Below are 18261 nucleotides of genomic sequence, written 5' to 3' on the forward strand. Positions count from 1 at the left end.
CTCCGCCTTGGTGTTTTTGTTTTTTCTTCTTTGCTCCCCCTGCTCTCTTTCCCCCCCCTCTAGCTCCCTCCCCCCCCCCCCCCCCCCCCCCTCCCCCCCCCCCCCCCCCCTGCCCCCCACGCCGGGTCACACCTTGGCGGGCACCGGGTTGCCGGACGCGGCGATCGCCTTGCGCACCGGCACGAAGATCATGAGCACGAACCCGGCCACGAAGAAGATCACCAGCGAGATGATCGCCAGCCGGAACGACCCGGTGGCCTGGCCGACACCGGCGAACACCATCGGCCCCAGCCACGACGTGGACCGCTCGCCGACCTCGTAGAGCGAGAAGTACTGGGCCTCGCGGCCGGGCGGGATCATCTGGCTGAACAGCGACCGCGACAACGCGTTCGTGCCGCCCAGCACCAGCCCGATGCCCACCGCGAGCCCGTAGAACTGCACCTGCTGCCCGGCTTGCACGAAGAACGCCGCCCCGACCACCACGATCCACACGCACAGGCTGACCATGATGGTGCGCTTCGCGCCCCACGACTTCGCCACCCGCCCGTGCAGCATGCCGCCCAGGAACGCGACGAACTGCACGATCAGGATCGTGGTGATCAGCACCGTCTCGTCCAGCAGCAGCTCGTCGCGCCCGTACTGGGCCGACACGTTCGCGACGGTGGCGATGCCGTCGGTGTAGATGAGGTAGGTGCCCAGGAACGCCAGCGTCAACGGGAACAGCCGGGCCTGCCGGATCGTCTGGCGCAGCTCGGCGAACCCGGCGGTGATCACCGACGCGCCCGACTCCGAGCCGTGGGGCGGCTGGTGCCGCTTGAGCCGCGCCAGCGGGATGAGCGTGAACCCCGCCCACCACAGGCCGGAGAACACGAACCCGACCCGCACCGCCGCGCCCTCGCTCAACCCGATCGCGTCGTGGCCGATGAACAGCGCCAGCTGCACCGCCAACGCCAACCCGCCGCCGAGGTAGCCGAACGCCCAGCCTCGGGTGGACACCGCGTCGCGCTCGTCGGGGGTCGCGATCTCCGGCAGGAACGCGTAGTACACGACGACCGACGCGCCGTAGCAGATGTTGCCCAGGACGAACAGCACGACGCCGAGGTGCCAGTCGTCGCCGCCGACCGCGGCCAGCGCGACGGTGGCGACGGAGCCGGTGAACGCCAACCCGCCGAGCATGCGGCGCTTGTTCTGGGTGCGGTCGGCGATCGCGCCCATCACCGGCAGCACCACGACCTGCACGAGGGTGGCGATGGACAGCAGGTAGCCCCACAGCGACCCGGCGGGGAAGTAGGCGCCGAACAGGGAGATGTCGCACTGCTTGAGCGACCCGTCCGCGCACGGGTTCGGGCCGTTGCGGGCGGTGTCGGCGACCGCGGCCTCCTTGGCCACCGCGGTGAGGTAGCCGGAGAGGAACACGGTGACCACCGAGGTGGGGAACACCGAGTTCGCCCAGTCGTACCAGGTCCACCCGCGCTGTTCCCGCTTGCGGTCCACGGCGGGTGCGGTGCTGTCGGCCACGCTCATGGGGGCGGACTGTATATCGCCCGCCATCCACTGGTGGTGATCACCACCAAGCTGTTGCCAACCGTCCGCCCGCCCGCCACGCGGCGGGTCAGCCGCCCGCCCAGGCCCGCCGGTCGACCAGCACGTCGCGCAGCCGGTCGGGCCGGTCGGTGACCAGCCCGTCCACGCCCAGGTCCAGCAGCCGCCGCATCTCCGGCTCGTCGTCGACGGTCCACACGTGCACCTCCAGACCGCGGCGGTGCGCGGCGGCCACGAACCGGCCGTCCACCACCACCAGCCGGCCCTGGTTCACCGGCACCTGCGCGACCATGCCCCGCACCGGCAGCCCCACCAGCGGCATCCGCCCGGCCGCCCACAGCGCGCCCGCCGACCGCGGCCCCATCGACGTCAGCAACCCCGGGCCGCCCAGGCGCCGCAGCCGGGCCAGCCGCTTCTCCGAGAACGACGCCAGGCACACCCGGTGCAGCGAGCCGGTGCGGCGCAGCACCTCCAGCACCGGCACCACCGCGGAGTCCGCCTTGACGTCGATGTTCACCCACGCCTGCGGCAGGTCCTCCAGCAGGTCCTCCAGCCTGGTGATCGGCTCGCGGCCGCCCACGTTGGCGCGCCGCACCGCCGACCACGGCTGCGCGGCCACCGGCCCGGTCGCGTCCGTGGTGCGGTCCAGGGTCGCGTCGTGGTGGACCACCACCACCCCGTCGGAGGTGGCGTGCACGTCGGTCTCCAGGTACCGGTAGCCCTCCTGGTGCGCGCGGCGGAACGCGGCCAGCGAGTTCTCCATCCCCGACAGCTCGTCGAGGTGCCAGCCCCGGTGCGCGAACGCGCGGGGGTGCGGTCCGGACAGGTACGGGTGCTTCGCGGTCACACCCGGAGTCTGCCCTGGCGGCGTGGCGCGGCGGTGACCGGTGGGTAGCCGGATACCGTCGCCCGCCATGGAGCTGGTGACCGAGCCCGTCGCGGCACGCCGTGAGGAAGCCAGGCACTGCGCCTGGTGCGGACGCCGTCTGCCCGACAGCGGCCGGATCGGGCGGCCGCGCCGGTACTGCGCGCAGCCGTGCCGGCAGCGCGCCTACGAACGCCGCGCCGCCGTGCAGCGGGGCGGGCTGCCCGAGGACGCCGTGGTGCTGTCCGCGGGGGAGCTGGCCGACCTGCAGGACCGGCTGTTCCAGCTGCGGTGCGCCGCGGAGGACGTCGCCACCGCCGCCGCGGACGGCGCCGACGGCACCGAGCTGCGGCGGTTGGCGGGGGAACTGGTGGACACCGCGCGTGGTCTGGAGCGGTTGCGCTGAAGGTCGTCGGCTTGCCCCCCGCGCGTGGTCTCGACCATCATGGCCCGCGGGTGGGCGAGGAGGAGCGCGTGAACGGCAACGGCGCGTTGCACCGCGAGGTGCTCGACCGGGCCGACGTCGGTTTCGGTGTGACGGACGCGAACGGCACGCTGGCCTGGGTGAACCCCGCGCTGGCGGAGATCCTGGGCGTGCCGGTGGACCACGTGGTCGGCCGGTCGCTGCCCGCGCTGCTGCCCGGCGCGCCCGAACGGCCCCGGGCCGGGCTGGCGCTGCTCACCCCCAGCGCCTACCGCAAGGGGCACCGCTGGCTGGAGGTCACCTGCCAGACCCTCCCCGACGCCGCCACCGGGTCCGACGCCGAGGATCGGCTGCTGTACCGGGTGGTGGACGTCACCGCGTGGCGCGACCGGGAGCTCGAGGCCACCCACGAGGCCGACGCGCTGCGCCGCGCGCAGGTGCTGGGCCGCATGGGCACGTGGGAGTGGCACATCGCCGAGGACCGCGTGGTGTGGTCGGACACGCTGCTGGAGATGTTCGGGTTCGGCCCCGACACCGAGCTGGACTTCGACGGCTACGCCGCCGTGGTGCACCCCGAGGACCTGTCGATGATCCAGGCCACCCTCGAGGAGGCCATGCGGTCGGGCGCCGGGTTCTCCTACACCCACCGCATGCTGCTGGGCCGGGACCGCACCGAGCGGTGGTTCGAGTGCTTCGGCGAGGTCGTCACCGACGAGGACGGCTCGCCGCTGCGGGTGCTGGGCACCGCCCACGACATCACCCGCGCCCGCCGCGTGCACGACGAGCTGCTGGCGCTGGCCGAGCAGGACCCGCTCACCGGGCTGGCGAACCGGCGCGCGGTCACCCGCGAGCTGGAACGGCAGCTCGCCGGCGGCGGCCCCGGCGCGATGCTGCTGCTGGACCTGGACAACTTCAAGGACGTCAACGACCTGCGCGGCCACGCCGTCGGCGACCGGCTGATGAAAGCGCTGGCCTCGACGCTGCGGTCACGGCTGTCGCCGTCGCAGCTGATCGGCCGGCTCGGCGGCGACGAGTTCGCCGTCGTGCTGCCCGGCGCGACCCCCGCCGACGCCGCCCGGGTCGCCGAGGGGTTGCGCGATGCCGTAGCGGCGTTGCCGCTCGTCGGCGCCGCCCGCAGCATCACCGTGTCCACCGGCGTCGCCGAGTACGGGCCCGGCGACACGTGGGAGCTCGTCCTCGCCAACGCCGACCTCGCCCTCTACGCCTCCAAGGCCGCCGGCCGCAACCGCGTCACCGTCTACGAGCCCGGCCACTACGCCGACACCGCGAAACGCGTCTCCGTGCTGGACCGGCTGCGCGCCGCGCTCGACGGCGGCGGCCTGGCCCTGCACGCCATGCCCATGGTGCAGCTGGCCACCGGCACCACCCTCGGCCACGAGCTGCTGCTGCGGCTGGAGGACGGCCAGGACCCCTACCTGGGGCCGGCGGAGTTCCTGCCCGAGGCCGAACGCTCCGACCTCGTGCTGGACATCGACCGGTGGGTGCTGTCCACCGCGATCGACGCCCTCGTCGGCCACCCCGACCCGCGGCTGCGGTTCAACGTCAACATCTCCGGCCGCACCCTGGAGGACGAGGACTTCGGCGGGTTCGTGCTCGACCGGCTCGCCACCGCGGGCGTCGCGCCCGGCCGGCTGGGCCTGGAGATCACCGAGACCGCCGCGGTGACCAACCTCGACGCCGCCCGCGCCCTGTCGCTGCAGCTGCGCGCGTTCGGCTGCCGCATCATCCTCGACGACTTCGGCTCCGGGTTCGGCTCGTTCGTCCACCTCAAGCACCTGCCCATCACCGGCATCAAGATCGACGGCGAGTTCGTGCGCGGCATCGACGAACGCTCCACCGACGCCGTGCTCGTCGCCGGGATCGTGCAGATCGCCCAGGGCCTGGGCCTGACCGCCGTCGCCGAGTGGGTCGAGCGCCCCGCCCAGGTCGACGCCCTCGTCCGGCTGGGCGTGCAGAGCGGCCAGGGCTTCCACCTCGGCCGCCCCCAGCCGCTCGACCGGGTCCTCTCGGCCCAGTCGCAGCCGCCGAACGGAGCATTGTCGCCACGCATGGCCGGTGCGGAGGATGGGGCGCGTTCCTGATCACCGCCGCCCCGCCCCCCGATGGGAAGCCACCGCCGTGCCCGGTACCCCCGACAGCCCCGCACGCGGTGTCCGCCGCGTCGAGCTGAGCACCACCCGCCCCGAACCGATCGCCGAGTTCTACGCCCACCTGCTCGGCTGGGTGCTCATCGCCGAACCCGACGGCGCGTTCACCGGCTGGGTCGGCGACCGCCTGGCCGCCCGCGTGCACCCCGGCGACCCAGCCTGGCGCGTCGTGTTCGCCGGCACCCCACCCCGTGACCTGGGCGTCGGCGCCGCCGTCGACACCGGCCGCGTCCTGCACGGCCCGTGGGCGCCGCAACCACGCCCCGGCGAACCGTGCTGGGTGGAACTCATGGGCGACGCCGCCGACGACGACCACTGGGCCGGTGCCCTGGGCTGGCAGGTCCGCGACCCCGACGGCGAGTTCACCCTCTACGACGCCACCGTCGCCGACGACCGCCGCCCCGTCGCCGGCCGCCTCACCGCCCAGGGCGGCTGGACCTGCTACTTCGCCGTCCCCGACGTCACCGCCGCCCTCGCCGAGGCCACCGACATGGGCGGCGCCGTCCTCGTCGGCCCCCGCGAGGTCCCCACCGGTGTCGTCGCGGCCGTCGCCGACCCCGCCGGCACGGTGTTCGCGCTGCTGGAGAACCCGGCCGGCTGGGGCGGCGCCTGGAGCGTCGCCCACCAGGCCCACGCCTGAAGACCGCGATGGGCGAGGAACACGCGGGGACCGGGCCGGTCGTGCGGGACGCCGGGCCCGACGACGCCGCCGCCGTCCGCCGGTTCGGCGAGGAGCACGTCCCCGCCCACTACACCCCGCTGATCGGCGCCGAAGCCGCCGCCGACCAGGTCCGCCGGTGGTGGGACGAGGCGCGGCTCGCCGCCGCCGCGGCCGACGGGCTGCTCGTCGTCGCCGAGATCGACGGACAGCTGGTCGGCGTCGGGCAGCGCGGCCGCCTGGGCGCCGACCACGTCGTCTACAAGCTCTACGTCCACCCCGGCCACCGCGGCCACGGCCTGGGGCCCGCGCTGCTCGACGCGCTGACCCGACGGCTGCCCGCCGACGCCGACCGGTTGTGGATCGAGCACTACGCGGCCAACGCACGCGCGGCCGCGTTCTACGAGCGCGAGGGCTTCACCGTGCAGCGGGTCGAACCGGGCCCCGGCGGGGGCCCCGCGCTCGCCGTGGTGTGGCGGGCCCGCCCCCTGCGGTGACCCGGGGATCCGGACACATGGGGATCCGGGCGCCCAGTCGTCCCGGCACTCAGTGATCGGGGCGTGGAGGCCCGGCGTTCGGCAACCGGGTCCGGCTCGCGGTGATCGGGCTCGCCGGGGGGAGCGGCGCAAAGACGAGCGGTGCGTGGGGGAGTGGCGCGGAGGGGAGTGGTCAGCCGGCCAGGTCGGGCGGGAACCCGCCGGTCGCGATCGGACCCCACCGGTCGATCGTGACGCGGATCAGCGACTTGCCCTGCCGGCGCATCGCGTCCCGGTACTCGTCCCAGTCCGGGTGCTCGCCCGCGATGCACCGGTAGTAGTCCACCAGCGGCTCCAACGCCTCCGGCAGGTCCAGCACCTCGGCTCGACCGTCCACCTGGACGTAGGGGCCGTCCCAGTCGTCGGACAGCACGCACACCGTGACCCGCTCGTCCCGCCGGGCGTTGCGCGACTTCGCCCGCTGCGGATACGTCGACACCACCACCCGCCCCTCCTCGTCCACCCCGCACGTCACCGGCGACACCTGCGGACGCCCGTCGGCGCGCGCGGTGACCAGCAGGGCGCGGTGGCGTGGCCGCAGGAACGCGACCAACTCGTCACGGGACACGGAGTCGGCGGTGGCGATTCTCGGCATGCCCACCAGCCTAGGAGACGACGCCCGACCGCACGCCCCGCCACACCCGACGGGCACCACCCGCCACGCCCCGGGCCTGCCCGACTTTCCCCGCCCCGACCAGCCCGGGCCGGTCGGGGCGACGTCACGCGTCGAGCAGGGCGGCCACCTCGTCCGGCCCCGACCCGGCGCCCCGCGCCGACACCTCCGCGAACACCCCGTCACCGACCAGGGCCCGCGCCGCCGCCTCCATCGCGAGCACCTCCGGGTCCACCACCGCCACCTCGCCGCGCAACCCCCGCGCCACCCCCGCCAGCAGCGCCGCCCGCACCCCGTCGCCGTCGGCCACCGCCGACGCCGCGTGCGCCTCCACCACCCGCGCCAACACCACCTGGTTGCCCCACTCCCGCGCCGACACCGCCGCCGACGCCCACGCCCGCACCGCCGCCTCGCGGTCACCGCACGCCGACTCCACCCGCCCCACCGCGACCAGGATCGACGCCCGCACCTCCTCCGGCCCGAACCAGCCCCGCGGGCACACCCGCAACGCCTCCTCGCACCACCGCCGCGCACCCTCCAGGTCACCGCGACGCCGTGCCACCTCCGCCGCACCCAGCCACGCCTGCGCCAACGTCTCCACCGTGCCCTGCGAGCGCGCCAGCACCGCCGCCTCCTCCACGTCGGCCACCGCGCCGTCCAGGTCACCGGACTGACACGCCCACTCCGACCGGCGGCACAGCAGGCTCGCCGTGTGCTCGGTCGCCCCGAACGACCGCGACAACGCCAACGCCTCGTCCAGGAACCCCATCGCCTCCGCCAACCGGCCACCCGCCCGCGCCAACTCGGCCAGCTGCGCCAACGCCAGCGCCATGCCCCACCGCTCACCCACCGCCCGGAACCCCGTCAACGCCGCCGCGTGCTCCTCCCACGCCTCCCGCAGCCGCCCCGAGTACTGCAGCCCCATCCCCGACCCCAACCGGCCCAACGCCCGACTCCACGGATCCGACCCCAGCAGCCGGTCCCGCAACGCCTCCATCTCCGCCAGGTCCAGCTTCGGCACCCCGTGCGCCATGCCCCACAACACCGTCAGGTACGGCCGCGCCGGCGGACCGGGCAGCCCCGCCGGCGACGGATCCCGCGGCGACGGCGACCCCGGCAACCCCGCCGCACCCGTCGACGACGCGTTCACCAGGCACAACAGGTACTCCTCGGCCAACCCGGGCGGCGGCGTCGGCCCCACCGCCCGCACCACCTCCGCCGCCAACGACGCGCCCTCCGCGCGCAACCCCCGCAACCACCACGGCCACCCCAGGTCCGCCGCCAACCGCAACGCCAGCCCGTGATCGCACGCCGCCGCCCACCGCACCGCCGCCGTCAGGTTCTCGTGCTCCGCCGCCAACCGCCCCAACCACACCAACTGCGCCGCCCCGTACAGGTGCGGCGCCGCCTCGGCCGCCACCCCCGCGAAGTGCTCCGCGTGCGCCCGCAACAGCCCCGGCTCCTCACCCGACTCCGCCAACCGGGCCGCGCAGAACGCCCGGATCGTCTCCGACATCCGATACCGGTCCCCGGACACCTCCACCAACGACTTGTCCGCCAACGACGGCAACACCTCGTCCACGCCCGCCACCCCGCACACCGCCGCCGCGGCGCCCAACGTCGCCCCGCCCCGGAACACCGTCAACCGCCGCGCCACCACCCGCTCCTCGTCGTCCAACAACCCCCAACTCCACTCCACCACCGCGTGCAGCGTCCGATGCCGCGCCACCGCCGCCCGACTGCCCCGCGACAACAACCGGAACCGGTCACCCAACCGCGCCGCGACCTCCGCCACCGGCAACGACCGCACCCGCGCCGCCGCCAGCTCGATCGCCAACGGCAACCCGTCCAACGCCCGGCAGATCCGGACCACCAGCTCCGCCGTCCCCGGGTCGAGCCGGAACGACGGGTTCACCGCCACCGCCCGATCCGCGAACAACCGCACCGCCGCCGACCCCGCCCCGCCCGACTCCAACGGCGGCACCGGCCGCACCACCTCCCCGGTCACCCCCAACGCCTCCCGCGACGTCGCCAACACCCGCAACCCCGCGCACCGCGCCAACAACCCCGCCGCCAACGCCGCCGCGTCGTCCACCACGTGCTCGCAGTTGTCCAACACCACCAGCACCGGCCGGTCCCGCAACGCCGCCACCAACCGCTCCACCGGCGCGGTCACCGGCCGCATCCCGTCCTCCCGCAACCCCAACGCCGACACCACCGCCCGCGGCACGTCCCCGCCCACCGCCAACGGCGCCAGGTCCACGAAGAACACCTCACCCCGCTCCCGGGCCGCCGCCTCCACCGCCAACCGCGTCTTGCCCGCACCACCCGGACCGGTCAACGTCACCAACCGCGACGACCCCAACGCCGCCCCGACCAGCCGCACCTCCTCCTCACGGCCCACGAAACTCGTCAACTGCGCCGGCAGCACCCGCCGCGCCACCGGCCCCTCACCCCGCAGCACCTCGCCGTGCGCCGCCACCAGCCCGGGGGAGGGGTCCGCGCCCAACTCCTCGGCCAACAACCGGCGCGTCCGCTCGAACACCCCCAACGCCTCCGCCTGCCGCCCCTCCCGGTGCAGCACCCGCACCAACCGCGCCACCAACCGCTCCCGCGTCGGGTGCGCCGCCACCAACTCCCGCACCAACCCCACCGACACGCCCTCGTGGTCCTCCACCGCCCGCAGCCGCAGCTCCTCCCACCGCGCCGCGCACACCGCCGCGAACGGCGCGTCACCCACGTCCCGCAACGCCGGACCACGCCACAACGCCAGCGCCTCACCCGGCAACCCCCGCGCCACCAGGTCCTCGAACCGCAGCGCGTCCACCTCGCCCGGATCCACCACCAGCCGGTACCCGGCCGCCGACCGCTCCACCTCCACGTCGAGCACCGACCGCAGCCGCGACACCTGCGACTGGATCGCGTTGCCCGCCCCCGCCGGCGGACACGGCCCGTACAGGGCCTCGCTCACCCGGTCGACACCCACCACCCGGCCCGCGTCCACCAGCAACACCGCCAACAACGCCCGCAACCGCGGCCCACCGACCCGGACCTCCGTCCCGTCCGCACGCCGCACCACCATCGGACCCAACACCCCGAACCGCACCCGCGAATCCTCCCGCACCCCGAACCCGCACCGGACCGGAACCCCGCCACCGGACCGGGGGAGCGGCGGTCAGGCGCGGCCCAGGATGTCGGCCACCACCCCCGCCTTCGCGTCCGCGTACTGCTGCAGGTACGTCCACTCCCGCGCCGCGAGCTCCCGCTTCGTCCGCTCGTACAACACCCGATCCGCCTCCGACACCCGCAACCGGTCCCGGAACGCCACCATCCGCGCCACCTCCGGCTCACCCGCCGTGAACACGTGCAGGTTCACGTCCGTGTCCGGTCCCTTGAACATCCGGTGCTCGAACCACTCCGGCTCCCGGATCCGCAGCACGTACCCCGCCGCCTCCAACGCCGGCACGTACGACGGCTCATCCGCCGAATCCGCCACCGCCAGCACCACGTCCACGATCGGCTTCGCCGCCAACCCCGGCACCGACGTCGACCCCACGTGCTCCAACCCCAGCACCAGGTCACCCAACGCGCCCCGGATCCGCGCCGCCTCACGCTCGTACAGCCCCGCCCACGCCGGATCGTGCTCCACCAACACCACCCGGCCCGCCAACCTCGGCGCCGCACCCACGTGTGCCGCCCTGATCCGCTCCTCCGACGACCCCACGACCAACCCCTCCTCCCGATCAGCCGACCACGACAACCCGGTCACCGTGGCAGAGGCGACGGCTCGCCCGCCACGAACAGGTCACCCCCCGCGTCCACCCGCTCCCGCACCTCGTCGGCCAGGAACACCAGGTCCTCCACCACCCGGCACGCCTCCACCTCGTCCCACGACACCGGCGCCGACACCGACGGCCGCGACCGGGCGCGCAACGAGTACGGCGCCACCGTCGTCTTCGCCGGGTTGTTCTGCGACCAGTCGATCAACACCTTCCCCGTCCGCTGCGCCTTCGCCATCCGCCACACCACCTCCTCCGGCCACTCGCCCGCCAACCGCTGCGCCACCCCCTTCGCGTACTCCGACGTCCGCTCCGCCGACGACACCGACACCGCCGCGTACACCTGCAACCCCTTCGACCCCGACGTCTTCACCACCGGCGCCAACCCGTCGCCCTCCAACACCTCCCGCACCCGGCACGCCACCCGGCAGCACTCCACCACCGTCGCCGGCTCACCCGGATCCAGGTCGAACACCAGCAGGTCGGGGGAGTGCCGCCCACCCCGCGCTCCCACCGTCCACTGCGGCACGTGCAACTCCAACGCCGCCAGGTTCGCCAACCACACCACCGTCGCCAGGTCGTCCACCACCACGAAGTCCGCGTACTCCGCGCCCCGCGACGACCCCGGCGTCTCCACCCGCACCGTCCGCACCCACTCCGGCGCGTGCGACGGCACGTTCTTCTCGAAGAACGACTTCCCGTCCACCCCGTCCGGGTACCGCCGCACCGTCATCGGCCGACCAGCCACGTGCGGCAACAACACCGGCGCGATCCGCGTGTAGTAGTCGATCACCTCAGCCTTGGTGAACCCCACCTCCGGGTACAGCACCTTGTCCAGGTTCGTCAGCTTCAACCGACGACCCTCCACCCGCACCAACGCCTCACCCGTCACCACGCCGCACCTCCCCGGGCGCCCGATCCGGCCGCAACCCCCGCCACGTCGGGAACCGCAACCGGCCGTCCGCCGTCCACTGCCGGTACGCCACCTCGCCCACCAACTCCGGACGCACCCACCGCGCACCCCGCGCCCGCTCCCGCGGCACCTCCGACGTGAACGGCGACCCCGCCGCCCCCGACTCCGACAACCGGGCCGTCAACCGCTCCAACTCCGCCTGGTCGAACCCCGTGCCCACCGACCCCGCGAACACCAACCCGCCCTCACCGTCCGGGATCCCGAGCAACAACGAACCCACCACCCCCTTGCGCTTGCCCTCACCCGGCCGCCACCCCCCGATCACCACCTCCTGCGTCGTCACCGCCGTCACCTTCACCCACTGCGGCGAACGCCGACCCGGCACGTACCGCGAATCCAGCCGCTTCGCCACCACCCCCTCCAACCCCTGCTCCCGGCTCGCCGCCAACACCGCCGCCCCCTGACCCGGGAACGCCTTCGGCGTCAACCAATGAGCACCCGTCAACCCCAACCCCTCCAACAGCTCACGCCGCCGCGCATACGGCAACTCCACCGTGGGGGAGCCGTCCAGGTGCAACACGTCGAACACCAGGAACGTCACCGGCGTCCCCGCCACCAACCGCCGCGCCTGCGCCGCCGAGGCGTGCATCCGCTGCTGCAACGCCCCGAAACTCGGCCGCCCACCCTCCAACGCCACGATCTCCCCGTCCAACAACACCTGCGTCACACCCAGCTGCGCACCCAACCCCTGCAACTCCGGGTACGTCCCCGTCACGTCGTTGCCCAACCGGCTCGTCAACCGCACCCGACCACCCTCCACCCGGGCGATCGCCCGCACCCCGTCCCACTTGAACTCGAACGCCCACTTCGCCGCCGGCCCCGGCAACTCCGCCGCGGGCGTCGCCAACATGGGCGACAACGACTCCGGCAACGGCACCCAGTCCGCACGCACCGCCCCGTGCCGCCGCCGCACCATCCAGTCCTTGCCCGCCCCGCCGGTCGACCCACGGCGGAAGAACACGAACTCGCCCTCCACCCGCGAACCGTGCAACACCACGTCCACCTCGCGGTCGGACCACTTCACCGTCTCGTACCGACCCCGGTCCCAGATCACCATCTCACCCGCGCCGTACTCGCCCTTCGGGATCACCCCCGAGAACGACGCGTACTCCAACGGGTGATCCTCGGTCCGCACCGCCAACCGGATCGTCCCCGGCTCCGGCGGCAACCCCTTCGGCACCGCCCACGACACCAACACCCCGCCCCGCTCCAACCGCACGTCCCAGTGCAACCGCGACGCGTGGTGCTCCTGGATCACGAACGTGTCGTCACCACCACGCGGCACCACCGGATCGTCACCGGGCACCGGCTCCGGCGTCCGCCCCGGATCCCGCTTGCGCCGGTACTCCGAAAGATCCCCACCCATCCCCGCCGCCACGCCCTCAGGCGGGCTTCGCCTTCTTCTTCGCCGGAGCCTTCCGCGACGACCCCGACCCCGAACCCGACGCGGACTTCTTCGCCGCCGGCTTCCGCGCCGCCGACCGCCCACCCCGCGCCGACTTCGCCTGCTCCACACTCCGCTCCAACGCCGTCATCAGGTCGATCACCTCACCGGCCTCCTCCACCTCCGGCCGCTCCGGCAACTCCGCACCCTCCGCCTTCGCCTCGATCACCTTCTGCATCGCCACCGTGTAGTCGTCCGAGAACTCACCCGGATCGAACGACCCCGCCATGCTCTCCACCAACGACGACGCCATCTTCAACTCCTGCGGCCGCACCTCCACGTCCGCGTCCAGGAACTCGAAATCCGGCTTCCGCACCTCGTCCGGCCACAACATCGTGTGCATCACCAACAAGTCGTCCCGCGCCCGCAACAACGCCAACGTCTCCCGCTGACGAATCGCGATCTTCACCACCGCGAGCTGCCCACTGCGCTCCAAAGCCGTCCGCAACAACACGTAAGGACGCGTCGCCGCCTTGTCCGGCTCCAGGTAGTACGACTTCTGGAAGTAGATCGGATCCACTTCCTCCACCGGCACGAACTCCAACACCTCGATCGCCCGATCGGTGTTCACCGGCAACTTGTCGAAGTCCTCCGCGTCCATCACCACGACCCGGCCGTCGTCCAGCTCGTACCCCTTCGCGATGTCGGCGTAGGGGACCTCCTCACCGCACACCTGGCACACCCGCTTGTACCGGATCCGCCCACCGTCCTCACGGTGCACCTGGTGGAACCGGACGTCGTGCTCCTCCGTGGCCGTGTACAACCGGACACCGATCGTCACCAACCCGAACGAAATCGCCCCACGCCACACGGACCTCATGCCACGTGACTACCCGCGAACAGCGCGATCCGCACCAGGGCGTCACTCGAACGGGCTAACAAACACCGGGCCCGCCGCCCAACACCGCAACCCTCAACCACCCTCACGCCGCGACCGCCCCGACCGCACCCGCTCCACGCTCCGCCGCAACGCACCCAACAGATCCACCCCACCACCCGTCTCCTCCGGCCCCCGCGCCACCGGCACCTCCGCCGCACCCGCCGACTTCGCCTCGATCAACCCCTCCAACCGCTCCCCGTACCCGTCGGAGAACACCGACCCGTCGAACGGCGCCGTCATCGACTCCACCAACGCCTCCGCCACCGCCAACTCCGCACCACCCGACACCACACCCGAGAAATCGGAACCCGGCTCCCGCACCTGACCCGGCCACACCAACGTCTGCAACACCAAACCCCCACCCCGAGGCCGCACCACCCCCAACACCTCCCGACCCCTCAACCCCGCCCGCACCACCGCCACCCGCGACAACCGCACCAACACATCCCGCAACACCACGTACGACCCCACCGCCACCCGTTCCGGCTCCACGAAGTACGACCGACCCCACAACACCGGATCCACCTCGTCCACACCCACGAACTGCACCACCTCGATCGTCGGCTCCACCCCCGCCGACAACCCCGCCAGATCCTCCGCCTCCACCATCACCAACCGACCATCCGGCAACACGAACCCCTTCGCCACCTCCGACAACTCCACCCCCGCACCGCACACCGAACACACCCGCCGATGCCGCACCCGCCCACCGTCCAGCCGGTGCACCTCGTGGAACCGCACACCACGCTCCCGCGTCGCCCCGAACAACCGCACCGGGAACACCACCAACCCGAACGACACCGAACCACGCCACACAGCCCTCATAACCCCTGCGTACACCTGTGCGAACATCGACTCACCCAAGTCACCCGCACGGACTACCCCGCAGCGCGTTCCCGAGCACGACGGCCCCACCCGGACCCGACCGACGTCACCCACACGGCCCCGACCAGCGACTGAGCTGTCAGGGTGGCACGCCCAGTCACCACTTCCACACCCAAAGTCAGGCTGAAAACCTGGCCCGATGCACTTGTGGGGGAGCTGACCGGGCGGACGCGCCGACCCGTCGCCGCTGGAGGAACGGAGAAGCGGATGATCAGAATGTCGCGAATCGGAAAACTCGGGCGGCTGGTGGTCACCGCGGTCCTGGCCGCAGCGCTGACGACGACAGCAGGCCTCACGCCGGCGTCCGCCGCCTCCGGGTACACGCACTACGAGAACGTCGGAAACCCCGGCTGGTGCCTCGACGGTGACGGGGCCGAACCCTACCTCCACCGGTGCGGCCACGAAGACGTCGACAACCAGCTCTGGTACTACACCAGCGGAATGGACAACCTCCAGCTGGAACACGCCGCGTCCGGCAACTGCCTCGTCGCTCGTTCCGCGGGCTGGATCGACCTGGGCGACTGCACCGGAGTCGAAAGCCGCTGGGACGCAAGGGGCAAGAACGGCTGGGTGATGCTGTGGAACAGGGCTTTCGGTGGATGCCTCGTCCCGTGGGGAACCGATGTGCCGGGCGACCACTACCCGCTCGTCCTGGAGTGGTGCGACCCCGGCAACCTCAACAACGTCGCGAACATCCGCGCCTGGCGCTACTTCGGCTAGAACGAGGCCCTGAACCCCGCCTCGAACGCGGGCGGTTCCGCCTTCCACCTCCCAGCGATCCGGGCGTGGAGAGCGGACGCCGCCGAGCACTCGCGACGGTCGACCCGACGGCCCCACCCGGCTCGAACACCTACTCCGCGCGCGGCAACCGCGCCAACGACGCGTACGTCCGATTGCCCGCCACCGCCGCCCGCCGCTCCCGCGCCGTCGCCTCGATGTAGTTCTGCGACGTCGCCAACGACGCGTGCCCCAACAACGCCATGATCTCCGACGCCGTCGCACCGTCCTCCGCCAACCGCGTCGCGAACGTGTGCCGCAACGCGTGCAGGTTCGCCCCCGACGGCACCCGGTCGTGCAACCCCGCCCACCGGAAGCACGACCGCACCAAGTACTCCAACCCACCCCGCCCGATCGGCTCACCATGCCGATCACGCAACAACGCCGACCCCCGGTCGAACCGCCCCTGCGGAAAACGCCGCCGACACGACTCCACGTACTGCTCGATGATCCGGTCCATCGCCGGCTCGATCGGCACCGACCGGTCCCGATTGCCCTTACCCGCCACGTGCAACCGCCGCTCACCCGGCCGACCCACCACCGACCCGTGCGTCAACGTCCGCATCTCCGCCGACCGCAACCCCGCCACCAACCCCAACGCCAACACCAGCACATCCCGCTCCGGCCACGGATCACGACCCTGACGAGCACCCTCCGCCGCGGCCGCCAACAACCGCTCCGGCGTGTCCTCACCCCGCAACGGCTTCGGCACCAGGGGAGGGGTCTTCGGCCGCGCCACCGCACCCATCGGATTGCCCGCCACCAACTCCTCCGCCACGCAGAACGTCAAGAACTGGTTCCACGTCGACCACGCCCGCAACACCGACGACTTCGCGTGCGAGTCCGCGAACACCCCGAACGCCGCACGCAGGTTCCGCGTCGTCAACTCCGACATCACCAGCGACTCCGGGGGAGTACCCGTCACCTCCGACAACAACGCCGTCACACCCGCCAGGTCACGCCGGTACGCCGCCGTCGTGTGCGGCGAATCCTTCCGCGGCCGACGAGCGAGGAAGAACGACTCCTGAGCGGCAAGCACCAGCATGTCGATCTTCCTACCAAACACCACCGACAAAACCCGGCCACCGGCGCCGCGGTATAGTTCGACTGAACGATCAGTCAAAGAAAGGGCGCGCCGTGGCACGCACCGTCGACACCCGGCAGGTCGCACAACGCCGACAAGCCATCACCCTCGCCGCCGCCCGACTCTTCGCAGCCCACGGCTTCGACCAGACCACCGTCGCCCAGATCGCCCGCGCCGCCGGACTCAGCCCCGCCGGCGTCTTCTACTACTTCCCCGACAAACAGGCCGTCTTCCGCTCCGTCTTCGAACGCGACCTGCCCCGCTCCGAGAACCTCGTCGCCCGCCACACCGACACACCACACCCCGCCACCGCCATCACCGAACTCGTCACCGAACTCGCCGCCGACGCCCAGGACCCCACCGCACCCGGCCTGCTCGTCGAACTCCTGCGCCAAGCCGGCCGCGACCCCGAACTCGTCGACATCGTCGCCCGCAACGCCCGCATCCTCCACGACGGACTCGCACACCTGATCACCCGCGGCATCCAGGACGGCACCGTCGACCCCACCCTCGACCCCGACCACACCGCCCGCTGGCTCCTGGCCGTCGTCGACGCCGTCTTCCTCAACGCCGACCCCGCCCACGACCCCCGCCCCGCACTCCGCCGCACCGTCACCCACTACCTCGCACCACCACCACAGCACCCGGAGGACACATGACGGGGACCACCACCGACCACCACACCGCCACCGTCCGGATGCCCACCACCTGGCTCTGGCTCCTCCGACTCGGCGGAGCCGCACTCGGCTGCGCCGCCGCCTTCGGCACCCCGCCACTGGCGAACTGGCTGCTCGACCTCACCGGCTCGGCCCCCGCCCCGCTCCGGATCGCCGCACAACTGCCCACCACCTGGGCCGTACCCGTGCTCACCCTCCTCGGCGCCGCCACCGGGACCTGGCTCGCCGCCACCGCCCGCCGGGAAAGCCCCGTCGTGACCGTGCACCGCGACCACATCGCCGTGCACCACGACGACACCGCACTGCACCTGCGCCGCGACCGGACGAACGCCGTCTTCACCGACGGCCGAGACCTCGTCGTCCTGGACCACGACGGCGGCGAAATCGCCCGCGTCCAGGCCACCGACCTGCCCACCAGGGGACTGCGCGAGGCGTTCGAGCGGTTCGACTACCCGTGGCGGGGGACCACCGACCCGCACGAAGCCGACTTCACCCGCTGGATCGACGGCACACCCGACCTCGACCCCGCCACCCACACCCTGCTCCGCACCCGCCACCGCGCCCTCGCCGACAAGAAACCCGGCGCGGCGGCGGAAGCACTCGACGAGCTCCGCGCGAAGGGGATCGCCGTCCGGGACCGGAACGGCACGCAGCAGTACCGCCGGACTGCGCGAGAGTCGTGACAGGGGAGGATTACGCCGTCTCGCACGGGGGAGCGGGCTACCCGCGCGTGGGCGTTACGACGGGTCCGAGGCTGCCGACGTCCTGAGGCCGCGGGCTCGGCTCGCCCGGTGAGCGGGGAGTCCTGGTTCCTGACGAGACGGGGCGTCGACGTTCGCCCCCGCGCTGGTCCCCCGCAATCAAGATCAACTCATGGATAATGGGGATTATCCATCAAAAGCGGGTCCGGAAGGGGCTCGGGCTCCGATCGGGGGATGCCCCTCTCGAACGCTTTG

17 protein-coding genes are annotated in these 18261 nt (G+C 72.7%); 7 read left to right on the top strand and 10 right to left on the bottom strand.

Annotated features, from left to right (window positions below; genetic code table 11):
• Window positions 1-126 precede the first annotated feature (126 nt).
• A complete protein-coding gene (locus ACZ7GX_RS20180; protein ID WP_498778577.1) occupies window positions 127-1524 on the bottom strand; it encodes an MFS transporter in 1398 nt (465 codons plus the stop codon).
• Window positions 1525-1612: 88 nt separating this feature from the next.
• Window positions 1613-2389: a glycerophosphodiester phosphodiesterase family protein gene (locus ACZ7GX_RS20185; RefSeq protein WP_498778578.1), complete on the bottom strand. Its 777-nt coding sequence runs from the start codon at window positions 2387-2389 to the stop codon at window positions 1613-1615.
• Window positions 2390-2456: 67 nt separating this feature from the next.
• On the opposite strand from ACZ7GX_RS20185, the gene ACZ7GX_RS20190 reads away from it, so the two are divergent.
• From ACZ7GX_RS20190 to ACZ7GX_RS20205, 4 genes are all read left to right on the top strand, one after another.
• The gene (locus tag ACZ7GX_RS20190; protein WP_498778579.1) at window positions 2457-2813 is read left to right on the top strand and encodes a hypothetical protein; all 357 of its coding nucleotides are present in this window, start codon (window positions 2457-2459) and stop codon (window positions 2811-2813) included.
• A 68-nt stretch (window positions 2814-2881) separates the two neighbouring features.
• Window positions 2882-4933, top strand: coding sequence for a putative bifunctional diguanylate cyclase/phosphodiesterase (locus ACZ7GX_RS20195; RefSeq protein WP_498778580.1), 2052 nt, complete (start codon window positions 2882-2884; stop codon window positions 4931-4933).
• A gap of 37 nt (window positions 4934-4970) precedes the next feature.
• Entirely contained in the window at window positions 4971-5639 is a 669-nt protein-coding gene (locus ACZ7GX_RS20200; protein ID WP_498778581.1) for a VOC family protein, read from the top strand.
• 8 nt (window positions 5640-5647) lie between these two features.
• Window positions 5648-6154 carry a GNAT family N-acetyltransferase gene (locus ACZ7GX_RS20205; protein WP_498778582.1) on the top strand — a complete coding sequence of 169 codons (507 nt, stop codon included), beginning with the start codon at window positions 5648-5650 and terminating at the stop codon, window positions 6152-6154.
• A 172-nt stretch (window positions 6155-6326) separates the two neighbouring features.
• Here ACZ7GX_RS20205 and ACZ7GX_RS20210 read toward each other — a convergent pair whose 3' ends face one another.
• The 7 genes from ACZ7GX_RS20210 to ku (ACZ7GX_RS20240) all read right to left on the bottom strand — a co-directional run bounded on the left by ACZ7GX_RS20210 (window position 6327) and on the right by ku (ACZ7GX_RS20240) (window position 14707).
• A complete protein-coding gene (locus tag ACZ7GX_RS20210) occupies window positions 6327-6788 on the bottom strand; it encodes a PPOX class F420-dependent oxidoreductase (protein ID WP_498778583.1) in 462 nt (153 codons plus the stop codon).
• 124 nt (window positions 6789-6912) lie between these two features.
• Window positions 6913-9912, bottom strand: a complete 3000-nt coding sequence (locus tag ACZ7GX_RS20215; RefSeq protein WP_498778584.1) for an ATP-binding protein — start codon at window positions 9910-9912, stop codon at window positions 6913-6915.
• 69 nt (window positions 9913-9981) lie between these two features.
• Window positions 9982-10530 (bottom strand): GrpB family protein, encoded by a 549-nt coding sequence (locus ACZ7GX_RS20220; protein ID WP_498778585.1) that lies wholly within the window; start codon window positions 10528-10530, stop codon window positions 9982-9984.
• A 41-nt stretch (window positions 10531-10571) separates the two neighbouring features.
• Window positions 10572-11477, bottom strand: coding sequence for a non-homologous end-joining DNA ligase (gene ligD / locus ACZ7GX_RS20225; protein WP_498778722.1), 906 nt, complete (start codon window positions 11475-11477; stop codon window positions 10572-10574).
• Window positions 11467-12924 carry a non-homologous end-joining DNA ligase gene (gene ligD / locus ACZ7GX_RS20230; RefSeq protein WP_498778586.1) on the bottom strand — a complete coding sequence of 486 codons (1458 nt, stop codon included), beginning with the start codon at window positions 12922-12924 and terminating at the stop codon, window positions 11467-11469. Before ligD (ACZ7GX_RS20230) ends, ligD (ACZ7GX_RS20225) begins: the two co-directional genes overlap by 11 nt.
• 16 nt (window positions 12925-12940) lie before the next feature.
• Entirely contained in the window at window positions 12941-13822 is an 882-nt protein-coding gene (gene ku, locus ACZ7GX_RS20235; RefSeq protein ID WP_498778587.1) for a non-homologous end joining protein Ku, read from the bottom strand.
• Between the two features lie 93 nt (window positions 13823-13915).
• Entirely contained in the window at window positions 13916-14707 is a 792-nt protein-coding gene (gene ku, locus ACZ7GX_RS20240) for a non-homologous end joining protein Ku (RefSeq protein ID WP_498778588.1), read from the bottom strand.
• A 144-nt stretch (window positions 14708-14851) separates the two neighbouring features.
• Between ku (ACZ7GX_RS20240) and ACZ7GX_RS20245 the strand changes: the two genes are divergently transcribed.
• Complete coding sequence (locus ACZ7GX_RS20245) at window positions 14852-15487, top strand: ricin-type beta-trefoil lectin domain protein (RefSeq protein WP_498778589.1); 636 nt, start codon at window positions 14852-14854, stop codon at window positions 15485-15487.
• A 130-nt stretch (window positions 15488-15617) separates the two neighbouring features.
• On the opposite strand, the gene ACZ7GX_RS20250 is transcribed toward ACZ7GX_RS20245, so the two are convergent.
• Entirely contained in the window at window positions 15618-16589 is a 972-nt protein-coding gene (locus tag ACZ7GX_RS20250; RefSeq protein WP_498778590.1) for a tyrosine-type recombinase/integrase, read from the bottom strand.
• Window positions 16590-16681: 92 nt separating this feature from the next.
• On the opposite strand from ACZ7GX_RS20250, the gene ACZ7GX_RS20255 reads away from it, so the two are divergent.
• Both ACZ7GX_RS20255 and ACZ7GX_RS20260 read left to right on the top strand, forming a co-directional pair.
• On the top strand, window positions 16682-17287 hold the full coding sequence (locus tag ACZ7GX_RS20255) for a TetR/AcrR family transcriptional regulator (protein WP_498778591.1): 606 nt from the start codon (window positions 16682-16684) through the stop codon (window positions 17285-17287).
• Window positions 17284-17988, top strand: a complete 705-nt coding sequence (locus tag ACZ7GX_RS20260; RefSeq protein ID WP_498778592.1) for a YqeB family protein — start codon at window positions 17284-17286, stop codon at window positions 17986-17988. Before ACZ7GX_RS20255 ends, ACZ7GX_RS20260 begins: the two co-directional genes overlap by 4 nt.
• Window positions 17989-18261 lie beyond the last annotated feature (273 nt).

The organism is Actinosynnema sp. NPDC037264 (assembly GCF_055603705.1).